The sequence below is a fragment of the Leifsonia stereocauli genome, assembly GCF_038432415.1.
GTDB classification, from domain to species: Bacteria; Actinomycetota; Actinomycetes; order Actinomycetales; family Microbacteriaceae; genus Orlajensenia; species Orlajensenia stereocauli.
Window position 1 is genome coordinate 1,240,116 of sequence record NZ_JBCAUN010000001.1, and the last position, 26,317, is coordinate 1,266,432.

Here is a 26,317-nt window from a genome sequence, read left to right on the forward strand (position 1 = left end):
GCGAATCCAGCTCGGATCGATCGGTCGTGCGCCAGTCTCCGCCCATACGCGCTGCACGACAAGGGGGCGGAGTGCGTCCTCCACGCGATGTTCACGGACCCGAAATGCGCAGACAACATCCGGCTCGATGTCAGCGCATCATTCGGGGGTGACGGATGCCGCAGGAGCACCCACCCTGTAGAACAGGAACGGGATCACCGAGATCAGGCAGCTCGCGGCCGGAACCAGCGTGATCGCAGCGAAGACCGTGTTCTGCATCGACTCCGTGACGTCCACGCCGGCCTCGTAGCCCGCGATGACGACGAACACCCCGAAGACGAGCACCGCGAGGGCGTTCATGATCTTCGAGGCGAACGTGAGCCCGGCGAAGGAGATGCCGTCGTTGCGCACCCCGAGACGGCGTTCGGCGTCATCGACCGAGTCCGCGATCATGGTCGCCTGGGTGACGAGGAAGATGCCGAGGGTGAGCCCAGTCAGGAAGATGAACACCAGGATGGCTACGAGGTTCGAGTAGCCGACGACGTACATCGCGGCGTACAGGACGGCAGCGATCAGGGTGCTCACGACGACGAGCGTGCGGGCCGACATGCGGCGCAGCAGCAGCGGCGTGGTGAAGGAGGAGATCACCATGCCGAGGATGATGGCGGCTCCGACGAGCGTGAAGGTCCCCTCGTCGCCGTAGGCGATCACCACGAACACCGCACCGCCGGCCTGCACGATGAAACGCCCGAAGCCGAGCACCGAGCCGAGCAGCACCATGAGCAGCGGGGTGTTGTGCACCAGCGTCGACAGCAGCTGACGCATGGTGAGGCCTGTGGATGCCGCCGTGGTCTGGCGTTCGCGGGTGAAGAAGAAGGCGAGGAGGAACACGCTCATGCCGAGGATCGAGGTGATGAACACGGCGAGCGACCAGCCGGCACTCGTGGTCTCGGGGCCGAAGCTCAGCAGTCGGGCGAGCCACGGCATCCCGAGCGTCGCGAGCCCGAGGGCGATCGCGCCGAACGCCCGCACCATGCCGATCACGCGGGTGCGCGCAGCCGGGTCGGTGAAGGCCGAGCCGATGAGACCCCAGAACGGAACGTCGCAGACCGTATAGGCGAGGCTCCAGAGCATGTAGCAGACGCCGAAGTAGACCAGCTTGAGCGGCTCGGCGATGTCGGGGATGGTGAACAGCAGCCCCGAGAGCAGTGCGACCGGAGCTGCCGAGAACAGGATGTACGGCCGGAGCTTGCCCCAGCGGGTTCGCGTCATGTCGATGATGCTGCCCATCACGGGGTCGAGGATCGCGTCGATGATCTTCGACACCGTGATGATGATGGTGACGACGGCGAGTCCGGCCGTGCTGATCCCTGCGTACTGCAGCAGGTACACGAGGATGAACGTCGAGACCGTGGTGAGCACGATGTTCTGCCCGAAGCCGGCGGTGACGACGGCGAGGCTCTGGGTGCGCAGCGGAATCGCCGGTGGTGTCGCCGTCTGGTCGGTGGTGACTGTCATCGGGCGGGCTCCAGCAGGACGGTCTTGATCTCGAACGGACGGAACACCAGCCGCTCGAGATCGGCGTCAGCCGTTGGCCGCTCGAGCAGATCGGTCTCGTGGGCGGCACCGTGCGGCAGGCTCACCCGGAGCGCCGTCGTCGTGGCGCGCCCGAGGCTCTCGTAGAGCCGGAGCACGACTCCATCGCCCTGCTCCGCGTGCTTGACGGTCTCGACGATGACTCCGGCATCCGTCACCGTCGCAAGCGGGTCGAAGTCGGCGCCATCCGTGATGCGCAGGGGGTTGTTGAGCCTGTAGCCCTCGCGGACGACCTTCGCGAGATCGCCGCTCTCGAACGGGCAGAACGCGTACGTGAAGCGGTGCCGACCACGGTCGGCGGTCTTGTCCGGGTAGGTGGGAGCGCGCAGCAGGTTGAGGCTGAGCAGGCCGTTCTTGGCCCGATGCCCGTACTTGCTGTCGTTGAGCAGAGCGAATCCGCCGCCGGCGTCCTCGGTGGCGATCCACTTGTGCGCGCACACCTCGAACTGGGCCGTCTCGACCGAGTCGCGCTCCGTCGTCACACGCTCGATGTGGCCGAACTGGATCTCGCACTTCACGGAGTCGCCGTAGTGGGCCGGCCGGAACTCGGCCCGGAGCATCCTGTGCCGCTCCTGCCAGTCGACGATGGTCTCGAAGCGCACGACGTCGCTGCCCGCCTCGAGGACGACGCGCTGTTCGACCGTCACGGTTCGACTGCGATAGAGCTGCCGCCGCACGACGGTGGCCCCGTCGACGAAGCTCTCGACCCTCGTGACCTTCAGCACGCGCGGCGCCTTCTTCACATAGTCGGGGTTGATGTCCCAGGCGTTGAACGGCCACACGTACGGGTCCTTGTGCACGACGAGCCTGTTGAGACCGTCGCCGGCGTGCTCGGAACCGGTGGCATCCAGGCACGACTCGATGGTTCCCGTGTCGTCGAATCGGAGGGTCAGGATGCCATTGCTCAGGGTGTCGTCGGTGAATGCGAGCTCGGGGAAATCTCCGACCGGCGCCAGCGAAGCGGCCGCGTACGGCGGCACTACCGCCCGGTGCCAGGAGCCGTCGAGCTTGACGTGCTCGTCGCGGTGCAGGCTGGTGAGGTTCAGTGCGGCCGGCTCATCGCCCCGGTGAGGGAGTCTGGCGATCAGTTCGTCGGCGTAGGCGTCGAGGTCGGCCTCGATGCGCTCGTAGGTGGCGATCGCCTCGCGGTTCACGCGCTCGATCGAGGAGCCGGGGATGATGTCGTGGAACTGGTTCAGCAGCACCTCGCGCCAATGCTCCTCGAGCACGGGTCGGCTGTCGTCGCCGACGAGCACGGCCAGCGCCTCGACCTCGTGCAGCTTGCGCTCCACGAGCCGATTGTGCCGCTTGATCTGCGCCTGCGTCGTGTACGTGCCCTGGTGCGTCTCGAGGTAGAGCTCGCCGACATGGGTGTGGGCGATGTCGCGCCTCTCGAGAGCACGGAAGAAGTCCCCTGCCGAGGAGTACTCCACCTTCGGAAGCCCGCGCAGGCTCTGCTCGCGTCGGGTCACCTCGTGATGGATCTCGTTGGGCCCGCCACCGCCGTCGCCGGAGCCGTAGACGAGCAGCGCCGTGTTCAGGGCACGCTCTGGGTACCTCGCCAGCCCGGTGAGCAGGTTGTCGGCAGCGCCGCGGCTGTTGTAGTCGCCCTCGGGCGGCATGTGCACGAGCACGCTCGAGCCGTCGATGCCCTGCCAGTGGAAGGTGCGGTGCGGGAAGTCGTTGACCTTGTTCCACGCCAGCTTGATGGTCTGGAACCAGTCCATGCCCGCACCACGGAGGATCTGCGGCAGGTTGCCGTTGTAGCCGAACGTGTCGGGCAGCCAGCACAGGCGCAGCTGCTCGTCCGTCAGCCCGAACTCCTCCTGCAGGAAGCGGCGTCCCACAGTCGCCTGGCGCACCAGAGACTCCCCCGATGGCAGGTTCGTGTCTGGTTCGACCCAGAACGAGCCCTGCAGTTCGAGGCGTCCGGAGGCGACGGCGTGCCGCATCCGTTCGAAGAGTGCCGGATGCCGCTCCTTCGTCCACGCCATCTGCTGCGGCTGGCTGGTGCCGTAGATGTAGTCGTCTCGCTGGTCGATCGTGTTCAACGCCCGCACGTAGGTGCGAGCCGACTTGCGCCGTGTCTCGCGCAGCGGCCAGAGCCACGCCATGTCGAGGTGGCCGTGGCCGACGGCGCTGTAGACGAATTCACTCGTCGACGGCTGCGCCAGCTGATCAGCGAGCACGGAGCGGGAGCCCGCGATATCTCCGGAATCGAAGCGGGCGTATGCGGCGGCCAGGGCCCGACGCACCTCGTTCTCGAGGCCGGTGTCCTCGGTCGCACCGGCGAGCACCACGAGCGTGAGGTAGTCGTAGTAGAGCGCGTAGGCCTCGTCGTCGCGGGTGGCGAGCCGGGCGCCGTGGTACACGGCTCGACCGACCTCGTAGAGGATCCATCCGTTGTAGGTGACGTCCGCGTAGAGCTCGATGCCGCCGGCGCTCAGGTCGACGTTGCGCACGGGGCGGTACTGACCGCCGCTCTGCGGCAGGTCGCCCTGCTGGAACACGGTGCTCACGGAGTCGAGGAGCTCACCCTCCGCGGAGTGCACGAGGCCCTCGCCCCGGATGCCGAGCAGCACGACGGCGTTCTCGGCTCCGATGGGCACATCACCGGTGATGCGCAGCCAGGCACAGTCGAAGACCTTGCCCCAGTGCGTCCCGGTCTTCAGCGGCCTGAACGCCGAGCGATCGAGTTCGTCGAAAGGGATCGGCTCGGGCGAGCGCACGATCTCCGCACTTAGTTCGGTGGCGGTCGTGTAGACACACTCGCGGATCCGTGTGAGCTTCCGGTACTCGGCCGGCTGCTGCACGGGAAGCCCGAACAACATCGACACGAACCCCGTCATGCGTGCCTCCTTCGCCTGAGGCCGCCCACTTCGCGACTCCGCCGCGGCGGTGCGGAAACGGATCGAGCGGCGGCTCGCGGGGGAAAGTCTATGTCAGCCCACTGACGGCCCCAGCCGCCGACGCACCCCACTCCTGAGGCCGCGGAACGCAGCCGGTTAAACGACAACACCCCCGGAGGACCGGGGGTGTGCTGTGGGCGATACTGGGATCGAACCAGCGCGACGGCGGCGCATGCCGTCGCGGGGTCACCAGGGGCGATCCCCGCGCAAACAAAAAGCAGCTCGAACCCGAGGATTCGAACTGCTTGTTGGTGGGCGATACTGGGATCGAACCAGTGACCTCTTCCGTGTCAGGGAAGCGCGCTACCGCTGCGCCAATCGCCCAAGGCTGGGATCTGCGATCTCAACTTGGAGGTGGATACGGGATTCGAACCCGTGTATACGGCTTTGCAGGCCGCTGCCTCGCCTCTCGGCCAATCCACCGTGCGGGTTCACTCCATGAAAATGAACCGGGCTTGCGCCCGATCCTCTTCGAGCGGATGACGAGATTCGAACTCGCGACCCTCACCTTGGCAAGGTGATGCGCTACCACTGCGCCACATCCGCGTAACTGCTCTCGCAGCCTCGCTGCTGCATTTCTGCAACAAGAACGACAATAACCGAAACCGTCGCCGCATACAAAACGAGCAGGCTCCGGGCGTGTCCAAGCTGAGAATCCGTTCAACGGATGCTGCATGCCCCGGCCGGCCGTGCGCCGATGTGCGTCGGCCGCCATCCGTCGGCTAGTATCGGTATCCGCAGCACGGGCAACCCTGCAGCGATGGGCGATTGGCGCAGTTGGTAGCGCGCTTCCTTCACACGGAAGAGGTCATCGGTTCGAGTCCGGTATCGCCCACTGACAAACCCCCGGCCTTCCGGGGGTTTTGTTATTTCGGAGACGGTCCAGTCGGGTTCTGGCGGGCAGAAACGTTGGGCCTGGCGTCCTGCGGCTGCCGTTGCGACGGCTGAAGTGCGGGGCGTACGATGTCGGCAAGTGCGGGGGAAGACGCACGGAGGTGCGGCATGGAAATCGAATACTGGATCCTGGCGATCGTTGTGCTCGCGTTGGTGTCAGTTCTCATCGTGCGAATGGTTCGAAGGCGCTCTGAGCCGCCAGCCGAGGACTCAGCCAGCGAACGCGTCGCGAGACAGCGCACAGCAGAGGAACACCAGCGCCACACGGCCGACAATGGCCCGGGTCAAGGCAGCGCCGATTTCTGAGGCCGACCCGGGTCGCCATTCACGGATGATCATCCCCGGGTGGCGGAGCACTGAACGCTAGCCTGATCGCACACGCGAGAAGGGGCTGACGATGGAGCAGAACGACGGGATCTCACCGGACGGCGCTGAAACGCCTGCAGTACCTCAGGCGCCGGCCGCGACGGACTCCGAGGCCGCGGCGAAACCCAACCTCCCCCGCTGGCTGATCGTGTCCGTCGCCGTCCTGACGGCGTTGGTCCTCGTCGGCGGCGGGTTCATCGCCGGAACTGTCACCGCCTCGGCTCTGAGCTCCGGCCGTGGAGCCTGCGACGCCGAGTCGGTGGCGAACCGGGTCCTGCCCTCCATCGTGACGATCGTCGTCGGCTCGGGCAACGGGAGCGGCCAGGTCATCACGAAGGACGGCTACATCCTCACGAACAATCACGTCATCTCATCGGCGGCCACATCGGGAACGGTCACCGTGCGCTTCAGCGACGGACATGAGTTGCCAGCGACCATCGTCGGCCGGGACCCGAAGACGGATCTCGCAGTCGTCAAGGTCGAAGGTGATGACGACCTCCAGGTCATCGACGAGGGTGATTCCGGATCCCTCTCCGTGGGGCAGCCCGTCGTCGCCCTCGGCGCACCGCTCGGTCTCTACAGCACCGTCACCGCGGGCATCGTGAGTGCACTGGGCCGCAATGTGCCCGTGCCGAGCGACGACGACCGCAACGCCATCCTCGTAGGAGCGATCCAGACCGACGCGTCCATCAACCCCGGCAATTCCGGAGGAGCGCTCGTCGACTGCCGCGGCCGACTCGTCGGGGTGAACACGGCCATCTCCTCCGTCCCCGGAGCCGGAGGCCAGAACAGCACGGGCAGCGTCGGCATCGGATTCGCCATACCGCAGGCGATCGCCATCCCGCTGGCTCACCAGCTCATCGAGGATGGAAAGGTGACCTACCCGAACATCGGAGCCGACCTCATCCCCATTCCGCACGCCGTTGCCGAGCACTTCGGAGTGGAGTACGGACTCTTCGTGCAGGCCACCACCGCCGGCGGTCCAGCAGACGAAGCCGGCATCCGACCGGGCGATGTCGTGACTGCCGTGAACGGGCAAGCAGCCGCGAACCTCGATGTACTCACCCATGTCCAGCTCACCAGCGAAGCGGGTGACACTGTCACCATCGACTACGTCCGAGACGGCGAGAAGTACACGGCCCCTGTGACACTGGCTGACTGAGGGCCGCGAGGAATCCTCCCCAGGCGATCCAGCTTTGCGAGGCCCGAAGACCTCCAGAAGTACACCGATGTCGCCGATCCGCTAGGTTTCGAAGTGCGCCCGCAGTGGCGCGCGAACGGGGGCGATGTGGATCTGGATGTAGGCGGGGTCTCCCAGGAGGCGAGTACGGGTGTGCTGCCTCCTAGTCCGATCATCGATGAACTCCTCGCGGCCGCCTATGGCAGAGCCGAATCCCACCACGAAGGTGTCGTTGCCGACTACATCCCGATCCTGGCAGAGGCCGACCCCGAGGCGTTCGGCCTTTGCATCGTCGATGTCCAGGGGGGTCTCCATGAGCTCGGCGACACCCGCACCCGGTTCTCGATCCAGTCCATCTCGAAGGCGTTCGTCTACGCCCTCGTGTGTCAGGAGTTCGGCCACGAGAAGGTCCTGGATGTCGTTGGGGTGAACAACACCGGACTCGCCTTCAACTCGGTCGTCGCCATCGAACTCAACGACGGGCACCCCATGAACCCGATGGTGAATGCCGGGGCGATCGCCACCACCGCGCTCATGCCCGGAGACACTCCGGGCCAGAAGTGGGACGCCATCCTGGCCGGACTCTCTGCATTCACCGGACGAACCCTCGATGTGGACGACGTCGTCTATCGGTCGGAGGCAGCGACCAACACACGAAACCACGCGATAGCGCGGCTGCTCGAGAGCTATGGACGGATCACGCACGACCCACTCGACGTCGTCGATGTGTACACCCGCCAGTGCGCCATCTCGGTCGATGCCCGCGACTTGGCGGTCATGGCCGCAACCCTCGCGGATGGCGGGGTGAATCCCGTCACAGGAACGCGCGTTGTCTCTGCCGAGGTCGCTCGCGACACCCTGGCGGTCCTCGCGGCGAATGGCCTGTATGAACGCTCCGGTGAATGGCTCTTCGAGATCGGGCTTCCGGGCAAGTCCGGTGTCGCGGGCGGACTCGTCACGATCGCGCCGGGAAAGGCGGGGATCGGCTCCTATTCGCCCCGTCTGGACTCCGCCGGTAACAGCGTCCGCGGCCAGATCGCCACCGCCTACCTCTCCCGATCTCTTGGACTGAATGTGTTCGCATCCGCATCCCACTTCGCGTCGGCGAAGCCGGCCTCACGCACCAGCGAGGAGACACGATGACATCCGTCACGACCCGAACTGAGGTCCGCACCTCGTGGGTGCCGATGATCGGCCTGTTCCTGGCGCAGATCCTGATGTCGTACAACGTGTCGGCCCTGCCGGTGTCGCTCGGGGGCATGGTCGACGACTTCGGTGTGCCCCCCACGGATGTCAGCACGGCGATCGTCACCTACGGACTCGTGGTGGCCGCGCTCGTCATGGTCGGTGCGAAGATCGGGCAGCGCGTCGGCTGGATCGTCGTGTTCCGCATCGTGGTCGTACTGTTCGCGGTGTCGGCCGTGACGATGATCCTCGCCCCGTCCATCGGCTGGGTCATCTTCGCGCAGGCCTTGGCCGGCGCTTCGGCGGCCATCATCGTGCCATCACTGGTCGCCCTCATCGCCGAGAATTACCGTGGTGACCAACAGGCGACGGCAATCGGATCGCTGGGCTCCGCGCGCGCCCTGGCCGGCGTCAGCGCCTTCCTCATCGGCGGCACTCTTGCCACCCTCGTCGGCTGGCGCCAGGTCTTCGTGGTGGTCCTGATCCTCGCCGTCGCGGTCTTCATCCTCAGCTTCTGGCTGCGATCCGACAAGGGAAACCCCGGCGTCAAGATCGATGTGGTCGCTGCGATCCTGATCGGCGCCGGCATCGTCCTGTTGACCTTGGGCGTCAACAACCTCAACTCGTGGGGTCTTCTGCAAGCGACGTCCAGTGCTCCGTTCGACATCGGCGGGATCTCGCCCGCGCCGATCCTCATCGTGCTCGGCGTCGTGTTCGTGCAACTGTTCTTCCTCTGGACCCGCCGACGCACCAGGGCCGGCAAGGTCCCATTGGTGAGCTTGTCCGTCTTCGGCTCCTCCCGGGAACGGGCGGCGGTCTACGCCATGTTCATCGTCGTCTTCATGGAGGCCGCGCTCAACTTCACTGTGCCGCTCTACATCCAGATCGTGCAGGGACGCACCCCGTTCGACACGTCGCTGGCGATGCTCCCGTTCAACCTGACGGTGTTCGTCACAGCCACATTGGTGGTGCGGTTCTACACAAGGTTCCCGCCCCGTACCATCGGCATGTTCTCGTTCGGACTCACCACTATCGCGCTGGTCTGGCTGTCCTTCGTCGTGACCAACAACTGGGAGACCGTCCCGACGATCCTCGGTCTGGTCGTCTTCGGGATCGGCCAGGGCGCACTCGTCACACTCGTGTTCAACGTTCTGGTGACGGCATCGCCGAAGGAGCTCGCCGGCGACGTCGGCTCCGTGCGTGGCACCACCCAGAACCTCGCGTCAGCCGTCGGAACCGCCGTGGCGGGTGCGCTCCTCGTCGGCATCCTCACAGCCAACGTCGTCGGCGCCCTGTCCGGGAGCGTCGAGCTGCCGCCGTCCCTCGTGGCACAGGTCGACCTGGACAGCACGAACTTCGTCAGCAACGACCGACTCGAAGAGGTACTCGACGAGACGGATGCCACACCGGCGCAGGTCGATGCCGCCGTCGCGCTGAACGAGGAGGCCCGCCTCAGCGCCCTTCGCAGCGGACTGCTGATCCTGGCCGGCGTCAGCCTCCTCGCCATCGTGCCCGCCAGTCGACTCCCGAAGTACCGACCTCAGGAGATCCCGGAATCGGTTGCCACCGGAGAGCGCGAGTAGCGTTCCCGTGGGCGGGCTGCGTGAGAGCGAACGCGCGGAGCAGGGTGCCCTGCGCCTGTCGATCGGGCTCTCGGTGGCGCTGGCCGCCATCGCCCTGATCGTGGGGGTCGCCTCCGGCACGCGCATCGTCATCTTCGATGGCGCCTATATGCTCATCGGCCTCATCCTGTCGTGGGCATCGCTGCGGGCGTCGAGCGCCGTGGCTGCAGGCCCCACCCGCCGGTTCCCGTTCGGCCGCGACGCTCTGGCGCCGTTCGTCGTCGCGATCCAGGGCGTTGCCATCGCGGGAACGCTGCTGTTCGCGGCAGGGGACGCCGTCGTGATCATCCGCGATGGCGGCACGGATGTGAACCCCGTCGTCATCGCGGCCTACGGCGCGGTGACGGCAACCATTGGATCTGCTGTGGCCTGGTGGCTGCCACGGGCAGCGGGCAGGTCGGACCTCGTCGCGGCCGAGGCGGCGCAATGGCGCGCAGGAGCTGTTCTCAGCATCGTGATGACGGTTGGTGCGGTCGCCGCGTTGCTTATAGAGATGACCGACCTGCGGGAAGTCGTGCAGTACATCGACCCGGTGCTCGTCCTCATCTCGTGCGTCGTCCTCGTCCCGATTCCGATCCGACTGGTCCGGTCGGGTTTGAACGAACTCCTCGAGGGCGCACCGCCCCCCGCGACCACCGAGGAGATCGCTCGTGTCGTCGACGAGGTTCGGAACCGGTACGGGCTCGGCGAGCCCGCCATCCGCTCAAGCAAGGTGGGTCGGAAGCTCTACGTCGAGGTCGATTTCCTGGTGGCCGCGTCGCAATGGGATGTGAGCGAAGAGGACGGCGTCCGGCATGCAGTCATCGACGGTCTTTCGCATCTGGGGCTCGATGTATGGGCCACCGTGGCTCTCACCACGGACCGCGACCTCGTCGACTAGGAGGCTCCGCGTCCTGCGGGCGGCCCGGTCGACGTACCTGTCACCGGACCGGCAGTGCGGGTTGCACGCGCAGATCGACAGGTCAGGGGCCGGTCAGGTCCAGCCGTACCTGGCGCGCAGAGCGCTCTCGACGAGCTCGTACCGTCGCCGGTCGAGCGCGGCGGCCTCCCGCCGCATCCCGGTACGGCTCACCCGGAAGATGCGATCGATGTTCACCCAGCTCGCCCGCCCCTCGGCGTCCCACGGTCCGACTCCGAGTTCCACGAAGCCGCGCTCGCCCGCGTGGTCCTTGCTGGTGAGCTGGGCCGCCAACAGCGTTCCTGAGGGCTCAGCGGCGACGACCACGACGGGACGGTCCTTGCCGCGCCCGTCGTTCTCCTCGTAGGCACCCAGGTCCACACGATCTCGCCGGGGTCGGGATCGCCGTCCGTGGTCGGCGAGTACGTCATGCGCACAGCTCCGACGCTGCGCGGGTCGAGCTCGACCGTGGCGGAGGCACTGCCCTCCCGAACCGTGTGGGGGGCACCGGATGCGACCGGCACGTCTGAGGTGCGCTGGCCGCGCAGCATCCGCCCCACGCTTGCGAGGAAGGCCGGGAATCCATTCGATGTCGCCACCCCCGCACCATAGCAAGCACACGAAAAGGGGCGGTGGAGTCTCCTCCACCGCCCCGCACCGCCAGGTTCCGTGGCGGTGTCCCGTGTTACACGGTCTCGAGCGCGTAGCCCTCTTCGCCGTGAACGATCGTGTCGACTCCGGCGACCTCGTCCTCGTTGGTGATCCGGAAGCCCATGGTCTTCTGGATGATCCAGCCGATGGCGAAGGCCATGACGAAGGAGTAGACCAGCACGACGAACGCTGCCGCGAACTGCTTCCAGAGCTGCTCGAACGAACCGGTGTCGATGAGGCCGATGCCGGCGCCGAAGATGCCGATGTAGAGCGTTCCGATCAGGCCGCCGACCAGGTGGATGCCGACGACGTCGAGCGAGTCGTCGAAGCCGAGCTTGAACTTGAGGTCGATCGCGATGGCGCAGACGGCACCGGCGAGGATGCCCAGCACGATGGCCCAGCCCGGCGTCAGGATGTTGCAGGCAGGGGTGATGGCGACGAGGCCGGCGACGGCACCGGATGCTGCACCGATGGCCGTCGGCTTGCCGTCCTTGAGCTTCTCGACGACGAGCCAGCCGAGGATGGCTGCTGCCGGAGCGGCGAGGGTGTTGATCCAGGCGATGGCGGCGACGCCGTCGACGGCGGCCTCGGAGCCGGCGTTGAAGCCGAACCAGCCGAACCAGAGCAGGGCGGCACCGAGCAGGGTGAGCGGCACGTTGTGCGGCTTCTGGATGCCCTTCTGGAATCCGACGCGCTTGCCGAGGACAAGGGCGAGGGCGAGGGCTGCTGCGCCGGCGTTGATGTGAACGGCGGTTCCACCGGCGAAGTCGTTGACTCCCCAGACCGGAGCCCAGCCTTCAGCGAGGTTGAACACCATGAATGCGACGGGGAAGTAGACGAGCGTGACCCAGATGGCCGCGAAGACGATCCATGCACCGAACTTCGCGCGGTCGGCGATCGCGCCCGAGATCAGGGCGACGGTGATGATGGCGAAGGTCGCCTGGAAGCCGGCGAATGCCAAGCCGGGCAGGTCGGGGTCCATCGCGCCGCCCTCGCCGAGGCCGAGGAGGCTGGTGAGGCCGATCGAGCCGTCGAAGGGGTTGCCGACGATGCCGGGGATGAGCGGCGTGCCGAACGCGAGTCCGTAGCCGTAGAGCACCCAGAGCACACCGACCAGCGCCATGGCGCCGAAGCTCATCATCATCATCGAGATGACGCTCTTGGCTTTCACCATCCCGCCGTAGAAGAATGCGACGCCGGGCGTCATGAGAAGAACGAGTGCCGCTGCGACGAGCAGCCACAGCGAGTTAACGCTCGTGGCCGCGTCGTAGTCGGCTGCTGCAGTCAACAACATACGAATGGTCTCCCTTGGGGTCTGTGCTCGGGACACCAGGCAACCGCCTGCGGCTCCACCGGTGTGTAGACGTCAGTTTTGACGCGGCACGTTTCGTCGGGGAGGTTCGGATGTTTCGGGTCTGTTACGTGAACGGCCCGTTCGTAAACATCGTGTTTCGTGCCGCCCGGAATCTCCCGACTGATGCTGGTGCTCGGCTGGGAGATCCTGCGACGTCAGTCGTGCGGAGGGAGTTCGCCAGTCGTGAGGGCGATGAGACGCGACATCGCACGCAGGTACTTCTTGCGATACCCGCCGGCGAGCATGGTCTCGTCGAAGACCTCGCTGAGGGGGAACCCGCTGGCGATGATGGGGATCTCCGCGTCGTAGACGCGGTCGATGAATGCCACGAGACGCAGGGCATCCGTCTGGTCGTGCAATTCGTGCACTCCGCTGAGGGCGATGACGTCGAGCGCATCGATGACCTTGACGTACTTCGACGGATGCACTGTGGCGAGGTGGGCCATGAGGCCGTCGAAGGTGTCGAGCGACACGCGCTCGCCCTTCTCCCCCATGCCGGCGACCATGCGGTCGAGCGCATCGTCGTCGACGCTGACGGCGGCGCCCTCGACATCGCGACGGCGGTAGTCCAGTCCGTCGATGCGGATGGTGCGGAACTGCGCCGACAGGGCCTGGATCTCCCGCAGGAAGTCGGAGGCGGCGAATCGGCCCTCGCCGAGGGCGTTCGGCGGCGTGTTCGAGGTGGCGGCCACCTGGGTGCCCGTGGCCATCAGCTCGCCGAGCAGGCGGGTCATGAGCATGGTGTCGCCCGGGTCGTCGAGCTCGAACTCGTCGATGCAGATGAGCTGGGTGCCGGTGAGCAGCTTGACCGTCGGGGCATAGCCGAGTGCGCCGACGAGGGCCGTGTACTCGATGAAGGTGCCGAAGTACTTCCGCCCAGGTGCCTGGTGCCAGAGGGCTGCGAGCAGGTGGGTCTTGCCGACGCCGAAGCCGCCGTCGAGGTAGATGCCGGGCAGGGCGGCCTTGGGCTTGCGGTTGCGGGAGAAGAACCCGCCGGGGCGCTGCGCCCTCCACACGCCGGCGAACTCGTGCAGAGCCTCGACGGCCTCGAGCTGCGACGGGTAGTTCGAGTCCGGACGGTAGGACTCGAACGACGCGTGCTCGAACTGGGGCGGCGGAACGAGCTCAGCAGCGATCTCTGCCCCGGTGATGCTCGGTGAACGGTCGGTCAGGCGGATGACGGGACGAGCCGGAGACATGCGTTCGAGGTTTCGTTTCTGTTCGTTTCGCGACGGGCTGCAGTCGCCTTCGTGCGCCGCGTAGGTTGGAGAGCGGACAGACCACCAGCCTAATCCGCTTCCCCTCATCCCCCGCCTGACCAGGCTCACCCAGGAGGTTCCCCCATGACCGTCGACCCCGACCCGTCGCCGAAGTTCAGCGCCTACGCCCACCCGGAGCGGCTCGTCTCCACGGCCTGGCTCGCCGCGAACCTCGATCGCCCCGGACTCGTCGTGGTGGAGTCCGACGAGGACGTCCTCCTGTACGAGACCGGTCACATCCCTGGTGCCGTGAAGATCGACTGGCACACCGACCTCAACGACGACGTCACCCGCGACTACATCGACGGCGAGCGCTTCGCCGCCCTGCTGGGCTCGAAGGGCATCGCCCGGGACACCACAGTCGTCATCTACGGCGACAAGAACAACTGGTGGGCCGCGTACGCGCTCTGGGTCTTCACCCTGTTCGGCCACGAGGACGTGCGCCTGCTCGACGGCGGACGCGACCTCTGGATCGCCGAGGGACGCGAGACGACGACGGATGCCTCGACTCCCGTGCCCGTCGAGTACCCCGTGATCGCCCGTGACGATGCCACCATCCGCGCCTTCAAGGACGACGTGCTTGCCCACTTCGGCAATCCGCTCATCGACGTGCGCTCCCCAGAGGAGTACAGCGGCGTCCGCACGACCATGCCGGCCTACCCCGAGGAGGGTGCACTCCGCGGCGGACACATCCCGTCGGCGGCATCGGTTCCCTGGGCACGGGCCGCGGCACCCGACGCGACGTTCAAGACCCGCGCCGAGCTCGACGACATCTACCTCGGCGAGGCCGGGCTCGAGGCCGGCGACGAGATCATCGCCTACTGCCGCATCGGTGAGCGCTCGAGCCACACGTGGTTCGTGCTCACCCACCTGCTCGGGTTCGAGAACGTGCGCAACTACGACGGATCCTGGACCGAGTGGGGATCCGCCGTGCGGGTTCCCATCGTCAAGGGGAGCGAGCCGGGCGAGGCACCAGCGGCCCGCGTCTGATCAGTCGGCGCCTCATGCGCCGACGATGTCTGCGTCGGGAAGTGGGAGGATTGAGATGATGAACGAGATTCCCCTTCCCGACCAGCTCGCCGAGATCCGAGACGACTTCCTGGCCCTCGCGGTGCCCGATCGCCTGCAGATGCTGTTGGAGTTCTCCAACGAGCTGCCGGAGCTGCCCGAGCGCTACCGGGATCACCCCGACCTGTTCGAGAGAGTGGAGGAGTGCCAGTCGCCGGTCTTCATCTTCGTGGAGGTGGATGACGGCCTCGTGCACCTCTATGCCACGGCCCCGCGCGAAGCCCCGACCACGCGTGGGTTCGCCTCGATCCTCGCGCAGGGACTCGACTCGCTGACCGTCGACCAGGTCCTCGCGATTCCCGATGACTTCCCGCTGACCATCGGCCTCACCGAGGCCGTCTCCCCCTTGCGCATCCGGGGCATGACGGCGCTGCTCGGCCGCGCCAAGCGCCAGCTGCGCGAGCGCGCCGCGGCCTGAGCCTGCGGCATCCGCCGATCTCAGTCGACCCCGCTGCACCAGCCGCATCTGCTGCCCCTCGCCGTGATCAGCCCTCGAGGCCGCTCAACCACGCTCCGACGCTGCGCTCCCATCGATCGGAGTCGTAGTTCCACAGCCTGGCGTGCCGCGCGACTCCCCACTCGTCATAGCTGACGATGTCGGGGCGGAGTGCGGCCAAGCGGGCTGAGCCGTTGTGCGGAACGAAGCCGTCGTCGCGGCTGTGCAGGATGTGGATGGGCACCGTCAGCCGACCCGCCTGTCGGAGCACGTCGAGACGGGCGAAGTCGATCGGGTTGGCCAGGCCGCTGATGGTGCGCCCCCACCCGTTGCCGAGGGTCCCCACGACGGTGCGCGTGATCGGCTCGGGCAGGCGGTTGAGCGTGCCCTGGAACGCGAGGATGTCGTGCCAGTCCACGGCCGGCGAATCGAGCACGATGCCGGTGACGGATGCCGCATGCTGGGAGCGCAGTACCGTCTGCAGAGAGATGGCGCCGCCCATCGACCAACCGGCGAGCACCACACCTCCGGCGCCGTGGTCCCGAGCGAAGAGCAGGGCACTCTCGACGTCCCGCCACTCGGTGTCGCCGAGGCCGTAGCGGCCGTCGGCACTGTCGGGTGCCTCGCCGTCGTTGCGGTAGGAGACGATGAGGCAGGTGTAGCCGGCGCGATGGAACGTCTCCACGGCGCGCAGGCACTCCGGTCGTCGGCCGCCCCATCCGTGCACCATCACGACCCACCGGTCCGTCGGCTCGGCGGCCGGGATGAGCCAGGCCGGGGCTGGGCCGCGCTCGGTCTCGATGGTGACGTCGGAGTACGGATGCCCGAACTCGCCGGGAGCCAGGTGGAACCAGCTGCCGAGCCTGCCGCGGTCCACACTCCTCAGGTCGCCGAAGTCCACGCCGATGATGTGCCGCGTCACTGCGACGGCGCCGCCGCCGGTGATGTCGCCGACCCTGGCATGCCCCTCGTCGTCGTCGAACCAGAAGCTGTACCGGCCCGGAGTGCGGGAATCGCCGTCGGCGTCGAACTCGATCTCGCCGTGCTCGAGATCGACCCTGCGCACGCGCACCGGCTCCGTGCGCTTGGCTCGGGGCACGACGATCGTCCGCACGAAGCGGGTCACGACCGCCAGCGCTCCGAGCAGCATGACGATCCAGAACGAGACGGCCACGATGCCCGTGACGAGGATTCCGACACGCCGCGCGAACCGGGGCGCGTCGGCGTCATCCTGCGGCATCCGCGGGGCCCCCTTCATCGCCGACGAGCAGTCGGCGTGCCTGAAGGACGCCGATGCGAAAAGACTCTAGTCTGCACACGTGTCCGAAACCCGACCAGTGCCGACTCCCCCGGAGTTCGCCGCGGCCCTCGACGCCGTGCGTCGGGCGCGAACGCGCCCTGAGCTCGTGATCTCCGAGATCGCGGCGCCGTCGAGCCTCGCCCCCTGGGCCGTCGCCCTCGCCGCCGACGTCTCGCCCACCCGCCACGGCGGAGACTCCGAGCTCGGCACAGGTCGTTTCGTGCTGCTCTACGACCCCGAGGAACCCGAGTCATGGGGCGGATCCTTCCGCGTCGTCTGCTTCGCCCAGGCTCCGCTCGAGACCGACATCGGCACGGATCCGTTCCTCGCCGAAGTCGCCTGGTCCTGGCTCGTCGACGCGCTCGACACCCGGAATGCCAAATACACGGCTGCATCCGGAACCGCGACCAAGATCCTCTCGTCGGGCTTCGGTGAACTCGCCCGTCAGGGCGATGGCGCCCAGATCGAACTGCGTGCATCCTGGACGCCGCTCGAGCACGACGTCACCGCGCACGTCGAGGGCTGGAGCGAACTGCTGTGCATGCTCGCCGGCCTCCCGCCTGCAGCCGACGGCGTCACCTCCATCCGCTCCCGTCGGGCGGGCAAGTGACAGACCGCCACGTCATCGAGACGCGTGAGGAATACCTCGCCGCCGTCGATTCGATCTCAGCCGGCACGGGCCCGATCGCGATCGACGCCGAGCGCGCCAGCGGCTTCCGCTACTCGCAGCGCGCCTACCTCATCCAGGTCTTCCGCCGCGATGCCGGCGTCTTCCTGTTCGACCCTCCTGCCATCGGCGCCATGACCGAACTCGACGACGCTGTCGCCGACGTCGAATGGGTTCTGCACGCCGCCAGCCAGGATCTGGCATGCCTCCGCGAGGTCGGGCTCGATCCCGCCGTGATCTTCGACACCGAACTCGCCGCACGCCTGCTCGGCCTGCCGCGCGTGGGGCTGGGAACCGTCGTCGAGGAGCTCCTCGGCATCCACCTGGCGAAGGAGCACTCCGCGGCGGACTGGTCGACGCGTCCTCTCCCCGCCTCCTGGCTCGAGTACGCCGCCCTCGACGTCGAGTTGCTCGTCGACCTGCGAGACGCCCTCGCGGTCATGCTCGACGACTCCGACAAGCGCGGCATCGCCGGTGAGGAGTTCCAGGCCACCCTCGATCGGGAGGTCAAGGCCGTTCGGGCCGATCCGTGGCGCCGGCTCTCCGGCGTGCACGCCCTGCGCGGCCAGCGCAGCCTGGCCGTCGCGCGCGAGCTGTGGCTGGCCCGCGACGCCCTCGCCCAGGAGCGCGACATCGCACCGGGTCGTCTGGTTCCGGATGCCTCCCTCGTCGCCGTGGCCCGCGCCATGCCCACCACCAAACGCGCCCTCGCCGACCTGCGGGAGTTCACCGGGCGCGCCAGCCGCTCGGAGCTCGAGCGCTGGTGGCAGGCCGTGGAGACGGGTCTCACCACGACCGACCTTCCCGTGATGAAGCAGGCCGGCGACAACACCCTGCCTCCGCCCCGCGCCTGGAGCGACAGGAACCCCGAGGCCGACGCACGCCTCAAGGGCGCTCGAGCCGCCGTGGCCGTGATCTCCGAGGAGCGATCCATCCCTATGGAGAACCTGCTCACCCCCGACCTGCTGCGCCGCGTGGCCTGGACTCCCCCGGCCCTCATCGATGCTGCATCCGTCGCCGACGAACTCACCCGACTGGGGGCGCGACCGTGGCAGGTTGCAGCAACCTCACAGGCGATCGCCGATGCCTTTGTGGATGCTGGCCAAGAGCCCGACCAGAGCACGGAAGCCCTTTCGTAGGTTCTGTCAAACGATTCAGTGGCCATCGGCGCCCTGCCTAGGATCTAGGAAGACTGATCCGATAGTGGAGGCGAAGTGGCCGAAAGAGCTGATGTCGTGTTCGTCGACGGGGTACGCACCCCGTTCGGCAGAGCAGGCGAAAAGGGCATGTACTGGAACACCCGAGCAGACGATCTGGTGGTCAAGGCCATCGTCGGACTGCTGGAGCGGAACACCAATCTGCCGAAGGACCGCATCGACGAGGTGGCCATCGCGGCCACGACGCAGCAGGGCGATCAGGGACTGACCCTCGGCCGCACGGCGGCGCTGCTCGCCGGCCTTCCGACCACCGTTCCCGGTTACGCGATCGAGCGCATGTGCGCCGGCGCCATGACCGCCGTCACCACGAGCGGCTCCGGCATCGCCTTCGGGCAGTACGACGTCGTCATCGCCGGTGGAGTCGAGCACATGGGGCGCCACCCGATGGGCGAGGGCGTCGACCCCAACCCGCGCTTCCTCTCCGAGAAGCTCGTCGCGGCAGACGCCCTGAACATGGGCAACACCGCCGAGCGCCTGCACGACCGCTTCCCGTCGCTCACAAAGGAGCGCGCAGATCGCTTCGGCATGCTGAGCCAGCAGAAGGTGGCCGCCGCCTACGCGTCGGGCGACATCCAGCCCGACCTCGTGCCGGTGTCGCTCCGCAGTGATGCCGGATGGGGCCTCGCCACCGAAGACGAGGGCATGCGACCGAACACGACCATGGAGGGCCTGGCGTCGCTCAAGACGCCGTTCCGCCCGCATGGTCGCGTCACGGCCGGCAACGCATCTCCGTTGACGGATGGCGCCACGGCGTCGATCCTCGCCTCGTCCGCCGCCGTAAAGGAACTCGGCCTCCAGACGAAGATGCGCATGGTGAGCTTCGGCTTCGCCGGCGTCGAGCCCGAGGTCATGGGCATCGGTCCGATCCCGTCGACGGAGCGCGCGCTGAAGAACGCCGGTCTGTCGATCGAGGACATCGGCCTCTTCGAGCTCAACGAGGCCTTCGCCGTGCAGGTGCTCTCGTTCCTCGACCACTTCGGCATCGCCGATGAGGACCCGCGGGTGAACAAGTGGGGCGGCGCCATCGCCATCGGCCACCCCCTCGCCGCCAGCGGTGTGCGCCTGATGATCCAGCTCGCCCGCCAGTTCGAGCAGCACCCCGAGGTGCGCTACGGCCTGACCGCCATGTGCGTCGGCCTCGGACAGGGCGGAAGCGTCATCTGGGAGAACCCCCACCACAAGAAGTACGGAAAGGGCCGCTGAGCCGACATGACCGACTACTCGACGATCGACTTCTCCGAGCTGGCATCCCTCAGCGATGACGAGGTCGTCACGCACTCCTATGTGCGCGACATCCCCCTCTCCTCCGGCCGCACACTCGCCCTCGTGACCCTCGACAACGGACGCGACCACACGCGTCCGAGCACCTTCGGTCCGGCGTCGCTGCTGGAACTGAGCGCCACCTACGACGCACTGGCTGACAGGGCGGCGAAGGGCGAGATCCACGCCGTCGCGACGACGGGCAAGCCGTTCATCCTCGCCGCGGGCGCCGACCTGTCGAAGATCGCCGAGATCCCGACGCGCGACATCGCCAAGAAGATGGCCCAGCTCGGGCACCACGTCCTCGGCAAGCAGGCCACCCTCGGCGTTCCGTCGTTCGTGTTCATCAACGGCCTCGCCCTGGGCGGGGGCGTCGAGCTGCCGCTGAACGCCGATTACCGCACCGTGGACTCGTCCGCCGCGGCGCTCGCCCTGCCCGAGGTCTTCCTCGGCCTCATCCCGGGATGGGGCGGAACCTACCTGCTGCCCAACCTGATCGGCATCGAGAACGCCCTCAAGGTGATCATCGAGAACCCGCTGAAGCAGAACCGCACGTTGAAGGCCCAAGACGCCTTCGACCTCGGCATCGCCGACCGCATCTTCTCGCCGGTCAACTTCCTCGAGGACTCGATCCGTTTCGCCGACGGCGTGCTGAGCGGAACCGAGAAGGTCGTCCGCAAGAACGCCCCGGGCAAGCTCGAGCGCATCGCCAAGTGGGACATCGCCATCAAGATCGCCCGCGACACCGTCGCGAGCCGTCTCGGCACCATCCCGAAGTCCCCGTACGCGGCGCTCGACCTCCTGAAGGCCGCCAAGAACGGCACGAAGGAGGAGTGCTTCGCCCTCGAGGACGACGCCCTCGCCGATCTGATCGCCGGAGATCAACTGCAGGCGTCCATCTACGCCTTCAACCTGGTGCAGAAGCGGGCCAAGCGCCCGGCCGGTGCGCCGGACAAGGCTCTCGCCAAGAAGGTCACGAAGGTGGGCGTACTCGGTGCCGGCTACATGGCCAGCCAGTTCGCGCTTCTGTTCCTGCGCCGTCTGCAGGTGCCCGTGGTCATCACCGACCTCGACCAGGCCCGTGTCGACAAGGGCGTCGGGTACATCCACGACGAGATCCAGAAGCTGGCGGACAAGGGTCGAATCGGGTCAGACGAGGCCAACCGCCTGCGCGCCCTGGTGACGGGGACGACCGACAAGGCCGACTTCGCCGACTGCGACTGGGTCATCGAGGCCGTCTTCGAAGAGCTCGGCATCAAGCAGGACGTCTTCGCCGAGGTGGAGCAGTACATCTCCCCCGAGGCCGTGCTGGCCACGAACACCTCGTCGCTCTCGGTCGAGCAGATCGGCGCGAAGCTGAAGAATCCGGAGCGCCTCGTGGGCTTCCACTTCTTCACGCCGGTGGCCGTCATGCCGTTGATCGAGGTCGTCAGGACGCCGCACACCGACGACGCCACGCTGTCGACGGCCATGGTCACAGCCGCGAAGCTGCGGAAGAACGCCGTCATCACGGCAGACACACCCGGCTTCGTGGTGAACCGCGTCCTCGCCAAGCTGCTCGGCGAGGCGATGTACGCGGTCGACCGGGGCACCCCGTTCTCCGTCGTCGACGAGGCCATGGCGCCCCTGGGACTTCCCATGGCGCCGTCGGCGCTTCTCGACCTCGTGGGCCTGAAGGTCGGAGCCCACGTGCTCGACACGCACCACGCCGCGTTCCCCGACCGCTTCTACCGCAGCGAGAACCTGCACGAGCTGGCCGAGTACGGCACGCTGCTCGAGAAGGACTCCAAGGGCAAGGTCAAGGGGTTCGACAAGGGCGCGCTCAAGATCGTGGCCGGCGGCACCGAGCCGATGCAGGCCGAGGAGATCCTCGTGCGCCTGCAGGACGGCCTGGCCGACGAGGTGCACCGCATGCTCGAGGACGACGTCGTGGCCGCGGCAGAGGACATCGACCTGTGCATGATCCTCGGCGCGGGCTTCCCGTTCCAGATGGGCGGCCTCACGCCCTACCTCGACAGGGTCGGCGCGAGCGAGCGGGCCTTCGGCTCCACCTTCCACGACCCGCGGATCGTGGGCGTCGGACAATAACGGCTGCACGGACGAGAAGAGGGGCGGATCACACGATCCGCCCCTCTTCTCGTTTCTGGCCCCGTCGGCTCAGTAGCGCACCTCGTCTGCCGCCTGGAACCACGGCGGGTAGACGGCGACCTTGGGCTTGTGGGCCGCTGCACGCAGGATGCCGCGCACCTCGTCGCGCACCTTGTCGTTCGCGACGCCGATCAACGTGATGCTGGCCAGCGGGAAGACGCCGGGGGCGAGGAGTTCGGCACGGAGCAGGGCATCGGGCTCGTCCTCGTCGCCGAGCGCCACGAGCATGCGCTGCACGTCATCCGACGTGGTGGCGAAGCGAGTGAGGGGACCCGGCGCGTAGCCGTCGGTGACGACGATGCCGGTCGACGAGATGCCGTCATCCGTCACCTGCACCGAGAGTGCCTCGCGGATGGTGCTCACCAGCACCACGAATTCAGACGCCGCGGATGCCGCAGCCGTCGGATCGATGCGGGGATCGTCTATTCCGGCACGGATGCTCTCCCACGCACTGGAGTTCGGCGTGAGGCTGAACGGCACGTGGTCGGCCACGACGGTGTCGCGTCCCGGCACCGGCGTGCTCCGGCGGGCGGCGCGCTCGTCGGCCGAGAACACCTGAACGTCGGTCTCCGCCGTCGCGTCTCCGGCGTCTGGCACGAGCATGTCCTGTGCGATGATGCCGGCGAGGTTCGCCACATGGGTCACGTGGTAGATGCGCCGGTCGCCGACGTCGACGGGCGGGCGACGGAGCGACTTCGCAGACGCCGTGCCACTGCCGCCGACGGGGTCACGCAGCGATGACTTCGGAGCGGTCCTCGCCTTCCGCACCGGGGGTGCGACGACCACCGGAGCCGCCGGATAACACGCCGCGCAATCGCCGCGTCCGAATCCGTGAATGCATTCCTCGTCCAAGTCGAAACCTCTCGCGTGCGTGGCACCCGCCCCTCGAGACGAACGCCTCGAAACCACCTCTCTCTACGTTACGCGCCGCAGCACCGCTCTGCCGACACAGATGGCGTCGATCGGCTACCGATTGAGCGGCGACATGTCCGCGTACCTGTCGCCGACGGGCGCCGGGAGGTCGCTCAGGGTGCCCAGCTGCGCTACGCTCAGCTCCACGGCATCCGCCCCCGCGTTCTCCTCGACCCTGGAGACGCGCTTGGTTCCGGGGATCGGGGCGATGTCGTCGCCTTGAGCGAGCAGCCACGCCAGCGCGATCTGCGCCGGGGTGGCGCCGACCTCGGCCGCGACCTGCTCGACGGCGTCGACGATGCGCAGGTTGGCGTCGAAGTTCTCGCCTTCGAAGCGCGGATTGCTGCGCCTGAAGTCGGACGCGTCGAGCTGGTCGACCGAGCGCAGGGCTCCGGTGAGGAATCCGCGTCCGAGCGGCGAGTACGGCACGAAGCCGATGCCGAGCTCGCGCAGGACGGGGAGGATCTCGGCCTCGGGGTCGCGCGACCACAGCGAGTACTCGGTCTGCACGGCGGTGACGGGGTGTACGGCGTGGGCGCGACGGATGGTGTCGGGCGCGGCCTCCGAGAGGCCGTAGTGGCCGATCTTCCCGGCGGCGACGAGCTCGGCGAGAGCGCCGGCAGTCTCCTCGATCGGGACTCCGGGGTCCATGCGGTGCTGGTAGTAGAGGTCGATGTGATCGGTGCCGAGCCGCTTCAGCGACCCCTCGACGGACAGCCGCACGTTCTCGGCCGAACCGTCGAGGCCCCGCGACCCGTCTCCGCGGTGCAGGATGGTGCCGAACTTCGTGGCGACCACGACCCGGTCGCGGCGGTCGGCCAGAGCCTTGCCGAGGAGCTCCTCGTTGACGTAGGGGCCGTAGATCTCGGCCGTGTCGAAGAAGGTGATGCCCAGGTCGATCGCGCGGTGGATCGTGCGGATCGACTCGGCCTCATCGGTTCCGGCACCCGAGTAGAACGCCGACATGCCCATGCAGCCGAGGCCGAGGCGGGAGACGTCCAGGGTTCCGAGTGTTGCGTGCTTCATGCGTGTGCGACCTTCTCTTCATAGATGGCGATCTTCACGTCGATGGCGGTCAGCGACCGTTGCATGTCCGCGAGCTGGGCCACCACCGTGATGCGGTGGCGCAGCAGGAGCTCGAGCCGCGACGCCGTCGACTCGTCGCCCTCGCGCACGAGTTCGACGTATTCGCGGATACGGGCTATCGGCATCGACGTGGCCCGCAGCTTCGTGAGGAACGACACCCAGGTGATGTCCTGCTCGGTGAAGCGGCGGTGGGTCGACGATGCGCGGTCGACGGGGGTCAGCATCAGTCCTGTTCGCTCGTAATAGCGGAGCGTGTGGGTTGTGAGGCCCGTGCGCTCAGCGGCTTCCGAGATCGAGAACGTGTGCTCGAGTGTCTCCATACGGCCACGATAGAACTTCGAGCGCACTCGAAGTCAAACGCATCCGGCAGATGCTCAGAGTTCGTTCGAACCCGCGGTGATCGGGGTGGAGCCGGTGTCGATCGGCCTGGCGTGCGGCAGCTTGGAGCCGAGCACCATGCCGACGACGTCGTGGGCGATGTGCTGCGGCGTCATGCCCGTGCGTTCGAGGATGTCGGCCCGGGAACCGTGGTCGAGGAACTCGTCCGGCAGCCCGACCTCGGTGACGGCGGTGTCGACTCCGGCCTCGCGCAGGTCCTGGCGGATGCGCGTTCCGATTCCGCCCACGCGGATGCCGTCCTCGATGCACACGACGAGGCGGTGCTGCGCCGACATGTCGACGACGCTGCGCGGCACGGGGACGACCCAGCGCGGATCGACGACGGTGGCGTCGATGCCCTGGGCGGCGAGCCTCTCTGCGACCTCGAGGCCGACCCCGGCCATGGGTCCGACGGTGACGATCAGCACGTCGCGTCCCGGTCCCTCGTAGAGCACGTCGACGCCGTCATCGGTGCGACGGAGGGCATCGATGCTCGCACCGACACTGCCCTTGGGGAACCGCAGCACCGTCGGAGCGTCGTCCACGGCCACGGCCTCGGTCAGTTCCTCCTCGAGGCGCACGGAGTCGCGCGGAGCGGCCAGGCGGATGCCGGGAACGACCTGGAGGATGGCCAGGTCCCACACCCCGTGGTGGCTGGGACCGTCGGGGCCAGTGACGCCGGCCCGGTCGAGCACGAACGTGACACCGGCCTTGTGCAGGGCCACGTCCATGAGCACCTGGTCGAACGCCCTGTTGATGAAGGTGGCGTAGATCGCCACGACGGGGTGCATGCCGCCGAAGGCGAGACCCGCTGCCGACGTTGCGGCGTGCTGCTCGGCGATGCCGACGTCGATGACGCGTCCCGGGAATCGCTCGGCCATCTTGTGCAGTCCTGTGGGACGCAGCATGGCGGCGGTGATGCCGACGATGCGGTCATCGTCCGCCGCGAGTTCGACGAGACGGTCGGCGAAGACGCTGGTCCAGCTTGCGGCTCCCCCGATCTCGAGGGACTCGCCTGTCTCGGGATCGATCTGACCGACGGCGTGGAACTGGTCTGCGACGTCGCGGAGCGCCGGCCCGTAGCCGCGGCCCTTCTCCGTGATGGCGTGAACGATGACCGGGGCGCCGTAGTGCTTCGCCTGCTCGAGGGCTTCGCGCATCGCCTCGATGTCGTGTCCGTGCACCGGGCCGATGTACTTGATGTCGAGGTTCGAGTAGAGCGCCTCATTGTTGGTGAAACGCGCGAGGAAGCCGTGGAGGCCGCCGCGGAACCCGCGGTAGACAGCCCGCCCGGGGGCTCCCAGCTTGTCGAAGGCCTCGCGGCTGGTGAGATAGAGGCTGCGGTAGCTGCGGCGGGTGCGCACGGTGTTGAGGAAGCGCGCCATACCGCCGATGGTCGGCGCGTACGAGCGCCCGTTGTCGTTCACGACGATGATCAGGCGACGGTCGTTGTCGTCGCTGATGTTGTTCAGCGCCTCCCACGTCATGCCTCCGGTGAGCGCTCCGTCGCCGACGACGGCGACGACACTGCGGTCATCCTGGCCGGTCATCGAGAATGCCCGTGAGATGCCGTCGGCCCAGGACAGCGAGCTGGAGGCGTGGGAGCTCTCGACGATGTCGTGCTCGGACTCCGCGCGCTGCGGGTAGCCGGCCATGCCGTCGGTCTGGCGCAGGGTCGAGAAGTCCTGACGCCCCGTGAGGATCTTGTGCACGTAGGACTGGTGACCCGTGTCGAAGACGATCGAGTCGCGGGGTGAGTCGAAGACGCTGTGGATGGCGAGCGTGAGTTCGACGACGCCGAGGTTGGGCCCGAGGTGCCCGCCGGTCTTCGCGACGTTCAGCACGAGGTGCTCGCGGATCTCCGTGGCCAGCTGCTCGAACTGCTCCTTCGTGAGGGCGTCGAGGTCTCTGGGGCCTCTGATCGTCTCCAGAAGGGTCATCGCAACCGCCTT

20 protein-coding genes and 4 tRNA genes are annotated in these 26,317 nt (G+C 67.5%); 11 read left to right on the plus strand and 13 right to left on the minus strand.

Annotation, left to right across the window (positions count from 1 at the left end; genetic code table 11):
• Nucleotides 1-138: 138 nt before the first annotated feature.
• The 5 genes from AADV74_RS06015 to AADV74_RS06035 form a co-directional block, all read right to left on the minus strand.
• Entirely contained in the window at nucleotides 139-1,497 is a 1,359-nt protein-coding gene (locus AADV74_RS06015) for an MFS transporter (protein ID WP_342112570.1), read from the minus strand.
• Nucleotides 1,494-4,424 carry an alpha-mannosidase gene (locus AADV74_RS06020; protein WP_342112571.1) on the minus strand — a complete coding sequence of 977 codons (2,931 nt, stop codon included), beginning with the start codon at nucleotides 4,422-4,424 and terminating at the stop codon, nucleotides 1,494-1,496. The genes AADV74_RS06015 and AADV74_RS06020 overlap by 4 nt, the downstream gene beginning before the upstream one ends.
• Nucleotides 4,425-4,733: 309 nt before the next feature.
• Nucleotides 4,734-4,808 (minus strand) — tRNA-Val (locus AADV74_RS06025).
• A 25-nt stretch (nucleotides 4,809-4,833) separates the two neighbouring features.
• Nucleotides 4,834-4,907 (minus strand) — tRNA-Cys (locus tag AADV74_RS06030).
• Between the two features lie 51 nt (nucleotides 4,908-4,958).
• A tRNA-Gly gene (locus tag AADV74_RS06035) sits at nucleotides 4,959-5,030 on the minus strand.
• 216 nt (nucleotides 5,031-5,246) lie between these two features.
• Here AADV74_RS06035 and AADV74_RS06040 point away from each other — a divergent pair.
• The 5 genes from AADV74_RS06040 (at nucleotide 5,247) to AADV74_RS06060 (ending at nucleotide 10,611) form a co-directional block, all read left to right on the plus strand.
• A tRNA-Val gene (locus AADV74_RS06040) sits at nucleotides 5,247-5,319 on the plus strand.
• 456 nt (nucleotides 5,320-5,775) lie between these two features.
• Entirely contained in the window at nucleotides 5,776-6,906 is a 1,131-nt protein-coding gene (locus tag AADV74_RS06045) for a S1C family serine protease (protein WP_342112572.1), read from the plus strand.
• A gap of 171 nt (nucleotides 6,907-7,077) precedes the next feature.
• Nucleotides 7,078-8,067, plus strand: coding sequence for a glutaminase A (gene glsA / locus AADV74_RS06050; RefSeq protein WP_342112573.1), 990 nt, complete (start codon nucleotides 7,078-7,080; stop codon nucleotides 8,065-8,067).
• Nucleotides 8,064-9,692: an MFS transporter gene (locus tag AADV74_RS06055; protein ID WP_342112574.1), complete on the plus strand. Its 1,629-nt coding sequence runs from the start codon at nucleotides 8,064-8,066 to the stop codon at nucleotides 9,690-9,692. Before glsA ends, AADV74_RS06055 begins: the two co-directional genes overlap by 4 nt.
• A gap of 7 nt (nucleotides 9,693-9,699) precedes the next feature.
• Nucleotides 9,700-10,611: a cation diffusion facilitator family transporter gene (locus AADV74_RS06060; RefSeq protein WP_342112575.1), complete on the plus strand. Its 912-nt coding sequence runs from the start codon at nucleotides 9,700-9,702 to the stop codon at nucleotides 10,609-10,611.
• A 93-nt stretch (nucleotides 10,612-10,704) separates the two neighbouring features.
• Here the strand turns inward: AADV74_RS06060 and AADV74_RS06065 are convergent, their stop codons facing one another.
• The 3 genes from AADV74_RS06065 to zapE all read right to left on the minus strand — a co-directional run bounded on the left by AADV74_RS06065 (nucleotide 10,705) and on the right by zapE (nucleotide 13,833).
• Nucleotides 10,705-11,010: a type II toxin-antitoxin system PemK/MazF family toxin gene (locus AADV74_RS06065; protein ID WP_342112576.1), complete on the minus strand. Its 306-nt coding sequence runs from the start codon at nucleotides 11,008-11,010 to the stop codon at nucleotides 10,705-10,707.
• Nucleotides 11,011-11,314: 304 nt separating this feature from the next.
• Nucleotides 11,315-12,574, minus strand: a complete 1,260-nt coding sequence (locus AADV74_RS06070; protein WP_342112577.1) for an ammonium transporter — start codon at nucleotides 12,572-12,574, stop codon at nucleotides 11,315-11,317.
• A gap of 215 nt (nucleotides 12,575-12,789) precedes the next feature.
• A complete protein-coding gene (gene zapE, locus AADV74_RS06075; protein WP_342112578.1) occupies nucleotides 12,790-13,833 on the minus strand; it encodes a cell division protein ZapE in 1,044 nt (347 codons plus the stop codon).
• A gap of 144 nt (nucleotides 13,834-13,977) precedes the next feature.
• Between zapE and AADV74_RS06080 the strand changes: the two genes are divergently transcribed.
• Together AADV74_RS06080 and AADV74_RS06085 are read left to right on the plus strand one after the other, a co-directional pair.
• On the plus strand, nucleotides 13,978-14,883 hold the full coding sequence (locus tag AADV74_RS06080) for a sulfurtransferase (protein ID WP_342112579.1): 906 nt from the start codon (nucleotides 13,978-13,980) through the stop codon (nucleotides 14,881-14,883).
• 58 nt (nucleotides 14,884-14,941) lie between these two features.
• The gene (locus AADV74_RS06085; RefSeq protein ID WP_342112580.1) at nucleotides 14,942-15,379 is read left to right on the plus strand and encodes a SufE family protein; all 438 of its coding nucleotides are present in this window, start codon (nucleotides 14,942-14,944) and stop codon (nucleotides 15,377-15,379) included.
• 67 nt (nucleotides 15,380-15,446) lie between these two features.
• Here AADV74_RS06085 and AADV74_RS06090 read toward each other — a convergent pair whose 3' ends face one another.
• Nucleotides 15,447-16,637, minus strand: a complete 1,191-nt coding sequence (locus AADV74_RS06090) for an alpha/beta hydrolase family protein (protein WP_342112581.1) — start codon at nucleotides 16,635-16,637, stop codon at nucleotides 15,447-15,449.
• Between the two features lie 79 nt (nucleotides 16,638-16,716).
• Here AADV74_RS06090 and AADV74_RS06095 point away from each other — a divergent pair, with 79 nt between their 5' ends.
• The 4 genes from AADV74_RS06095 to AADV74_RS06110 all read left to right on the plus strand — a co-directional run bounded on the left by AADV74_RS06095 (nucleotide 16,717) and on the right by AADV74_RS06110 (nucleotide 21,929).
• Complete coding sequence (locus tag AADV74_RS06095) at nucleotides 16,717-17,307, plus strand: DUF3000 domain-containing protein (RefSeq protein WP_342112582.1); 591 nt, start codon at nucleotides 16,717-16,719, stop codon at nucleotides 17,305-17,307.
• Nucleotides 17,304-18,503, plus strand: coding sequence for a ribonuclease D (locus tag AADV74_RS06100; RefSeq protein ID WP_342112583.1), 1,200 nt, complete (start codon nucleotides 17,304-17,306; stop codon nucleotides 18,501-18,503). The genes AADV74_RS06095 and AADV74_RS06100 overlap by 4 nt, the downstream gene beginning before the upstream one ends.
• Nucleotides 18,504-18,578: 75 nt before the next feature.
• On the plus strand, nucleotides 18,579-19,784 hold the full coding sequence (locus AADV74_RS06105) for a thiolase family protein (protein ID WP_342112584.1): 1,206 nt from the start codon (nucleotides 18,579-18,581) through the stop codon (nucleotides 19,782-19,784).
• A 6-nt stretch (nucleotides 19,785-19,790) separates the two neighbouring features.
• On the plus strand, nucleotides 19,791-21,929 hold the full coding sequence (locus AADV74_RS06110; protein WP_342112585.1) for a 3-hydroxyacyl-CoA dehydrogenase NAD-binding domain-containing protein: 2,139 nt from the start codon (nucleotides 19,791-19,793) through the stop codon (nucleotides 21,927-21,929).
• A 69-nt stretch (nucleotides 21,930-21,998) separates the two neighbouring features.
• Here AADV74_RS06110 and AADV74_RS06115 read toward each other — a convergent pair whose 3' ends face one another.
• The 4 genes from AADV74_RS06115 to dxs form a co-directional block, all read right to left on the minus strand.
• Nucleotides 21,999-22,775 (minus strand): DarT ssDNA thymidine ADP-ribosyltransferase family protein, encoded by a 777-nt coding sequence (locus tag AADV74_RS06115; protein ID WP_342112586.1) that lies wholly within the window; start codon nucleotides 22,773-22,775, stop codon nucleotides 21,999-22,001.
• Between the two features lie 180 nt (nucleotides 22,776-22,955).
• Nucleotides 22,956-23,927, minus strand: a complete 972-nt coding sequence (locus tag AADV74_RS06120; protein WP_342112587.1) for an aldo/keto reductase — start codon at nucleotides 23,925-23,927, stop codon at nucleotides 22,956-22,958.
• Nucleotides 23,924-24,307, minus strand: coding sequence for a MerR family transcriptional regulator (locus AADV74_RS06125; protein WP_342112588.1), 384 nt, complete (start codon nucleotides 24,305-24,307; stop codon nucleotides 23,924-23,926). The genes AADV74_RS06120 and AADV74_RS06125 overlap by 4 nt, the downstream gene beginning before the upstream one ends.
• 54 nt (nucleotides 24,308-24,361) lie before the next feature.
• Entirely contained in the window at nucleotides 24,362-26,305 is a 1,944-nt protein-coding gene (dxs, locus tag AADV74_RS06130) for a 1-deoxy-D-xylulose-5-phosphate synthase (RefSeq protein WP_342112589.1), read from the minus strand.
• Nucleotides 26,306-26,317: the final 12 nt, after the last annotated feature.

What these genes read in the sequence shown, in the direction of transcription:
- AADV74_RS06080 (WP_342112579.1), top strand. Translation starts at nt 13,978, where the DNA reads ATGACCGTCGACCCCGACCCGTCGCCGAAGTTCAGCGCCTACGCCCAC.
- dxs (WP_342112589.1), bottom strand. Translation starts at nt 26,305, where the DNA reads ATGACCCTTCTGGAGACGATCAGAGGCCCCAGAGACCTCGACGCCCTC.
- AADV74_RS06045 (WP_342112572.1), top strand. Translation starts at nt 5,776, where the DNA reads ATGGAGCAGAACGACGGGATCTCACCGGACGGCGCTGAAACGCCTGCA.
- AADV74_RS06055 (WP_342112574.1), top strand. Translation starts at nt 8,064, where the DNA reads ATGACATCCGTCACGACCCGAACTGAGGTCCGCACCTCGTGGGTGCCG.
- AADV74_RS06110 (WP_342112585.1), top strand. Translation starts at nt 19,791, where the DNA reads ATGACCGACTACTCGACGATCGACTTCTCCGAGCTGGCATCCCTCAGC.
- AADV74_RS06120 (WP_342112587.1), bottom strand. Translation starts at nt 23,927, where the DNA reads ATGAAGCACGCAACACTCGGAACCCTGGACGTCTCCCGCCTCGGCCTC.
- zapE (WP_342112578.1), bottom strand. Translation starts at nt 13,833, where the DNA reads ATGTCTCCGGCTCGTCCCGTCATCCGCCTGACCGACCGTTCACCGAGC.
- AADV74_RS06125 (WP_342112588.1), bottom strand. Translation starts at nt 24,307, where the DNA reads ATGGAGACACTCGAGCACACGTTCTCGATCTCGGAAGCCGCTGAGCGC.
- AADV74_RS06085 (WP_342112580.1), top strand. Translation starts at nt 14,942, where the DNA reads ATGAACGAGATTCCCCTTCCCGACCAGCTCGCCGAGATCCGAGACGAC.
- AADV74_RS06070 (WP_342112577.1), bottom strand. Translation starts at nt 12,574, where the DNA reads ATGTTGTTGACTGCAGCAGCCGACTACGACGCGGCCACGAGCGTTAAC.
- AADV74_RS06015 (WP_342112570.1), bottom strand. Translation starts at nt 1,497, where the DNA reads ATGACAGTCACCACCGACCAGACGGCGACACCACCGGCGATTCCGCTG.
- AADV74_RS06020 (WP_342112571.1), bottom strand. Translation starts at nt 4,424, where the DNA reads ATGACGGGGTTCGTGTCGATGTTGTTCGGGCTTCCCGTGCAGCAGCCG.
- AADV74_RS06090 (WP_342112581.1), bottom strand. Translation starts at nt 16,637, where the DNA reads ATGCCGCAGGATGACGCCGACGCGCCCCGGTTCGCGCGGCGTGTCGGA.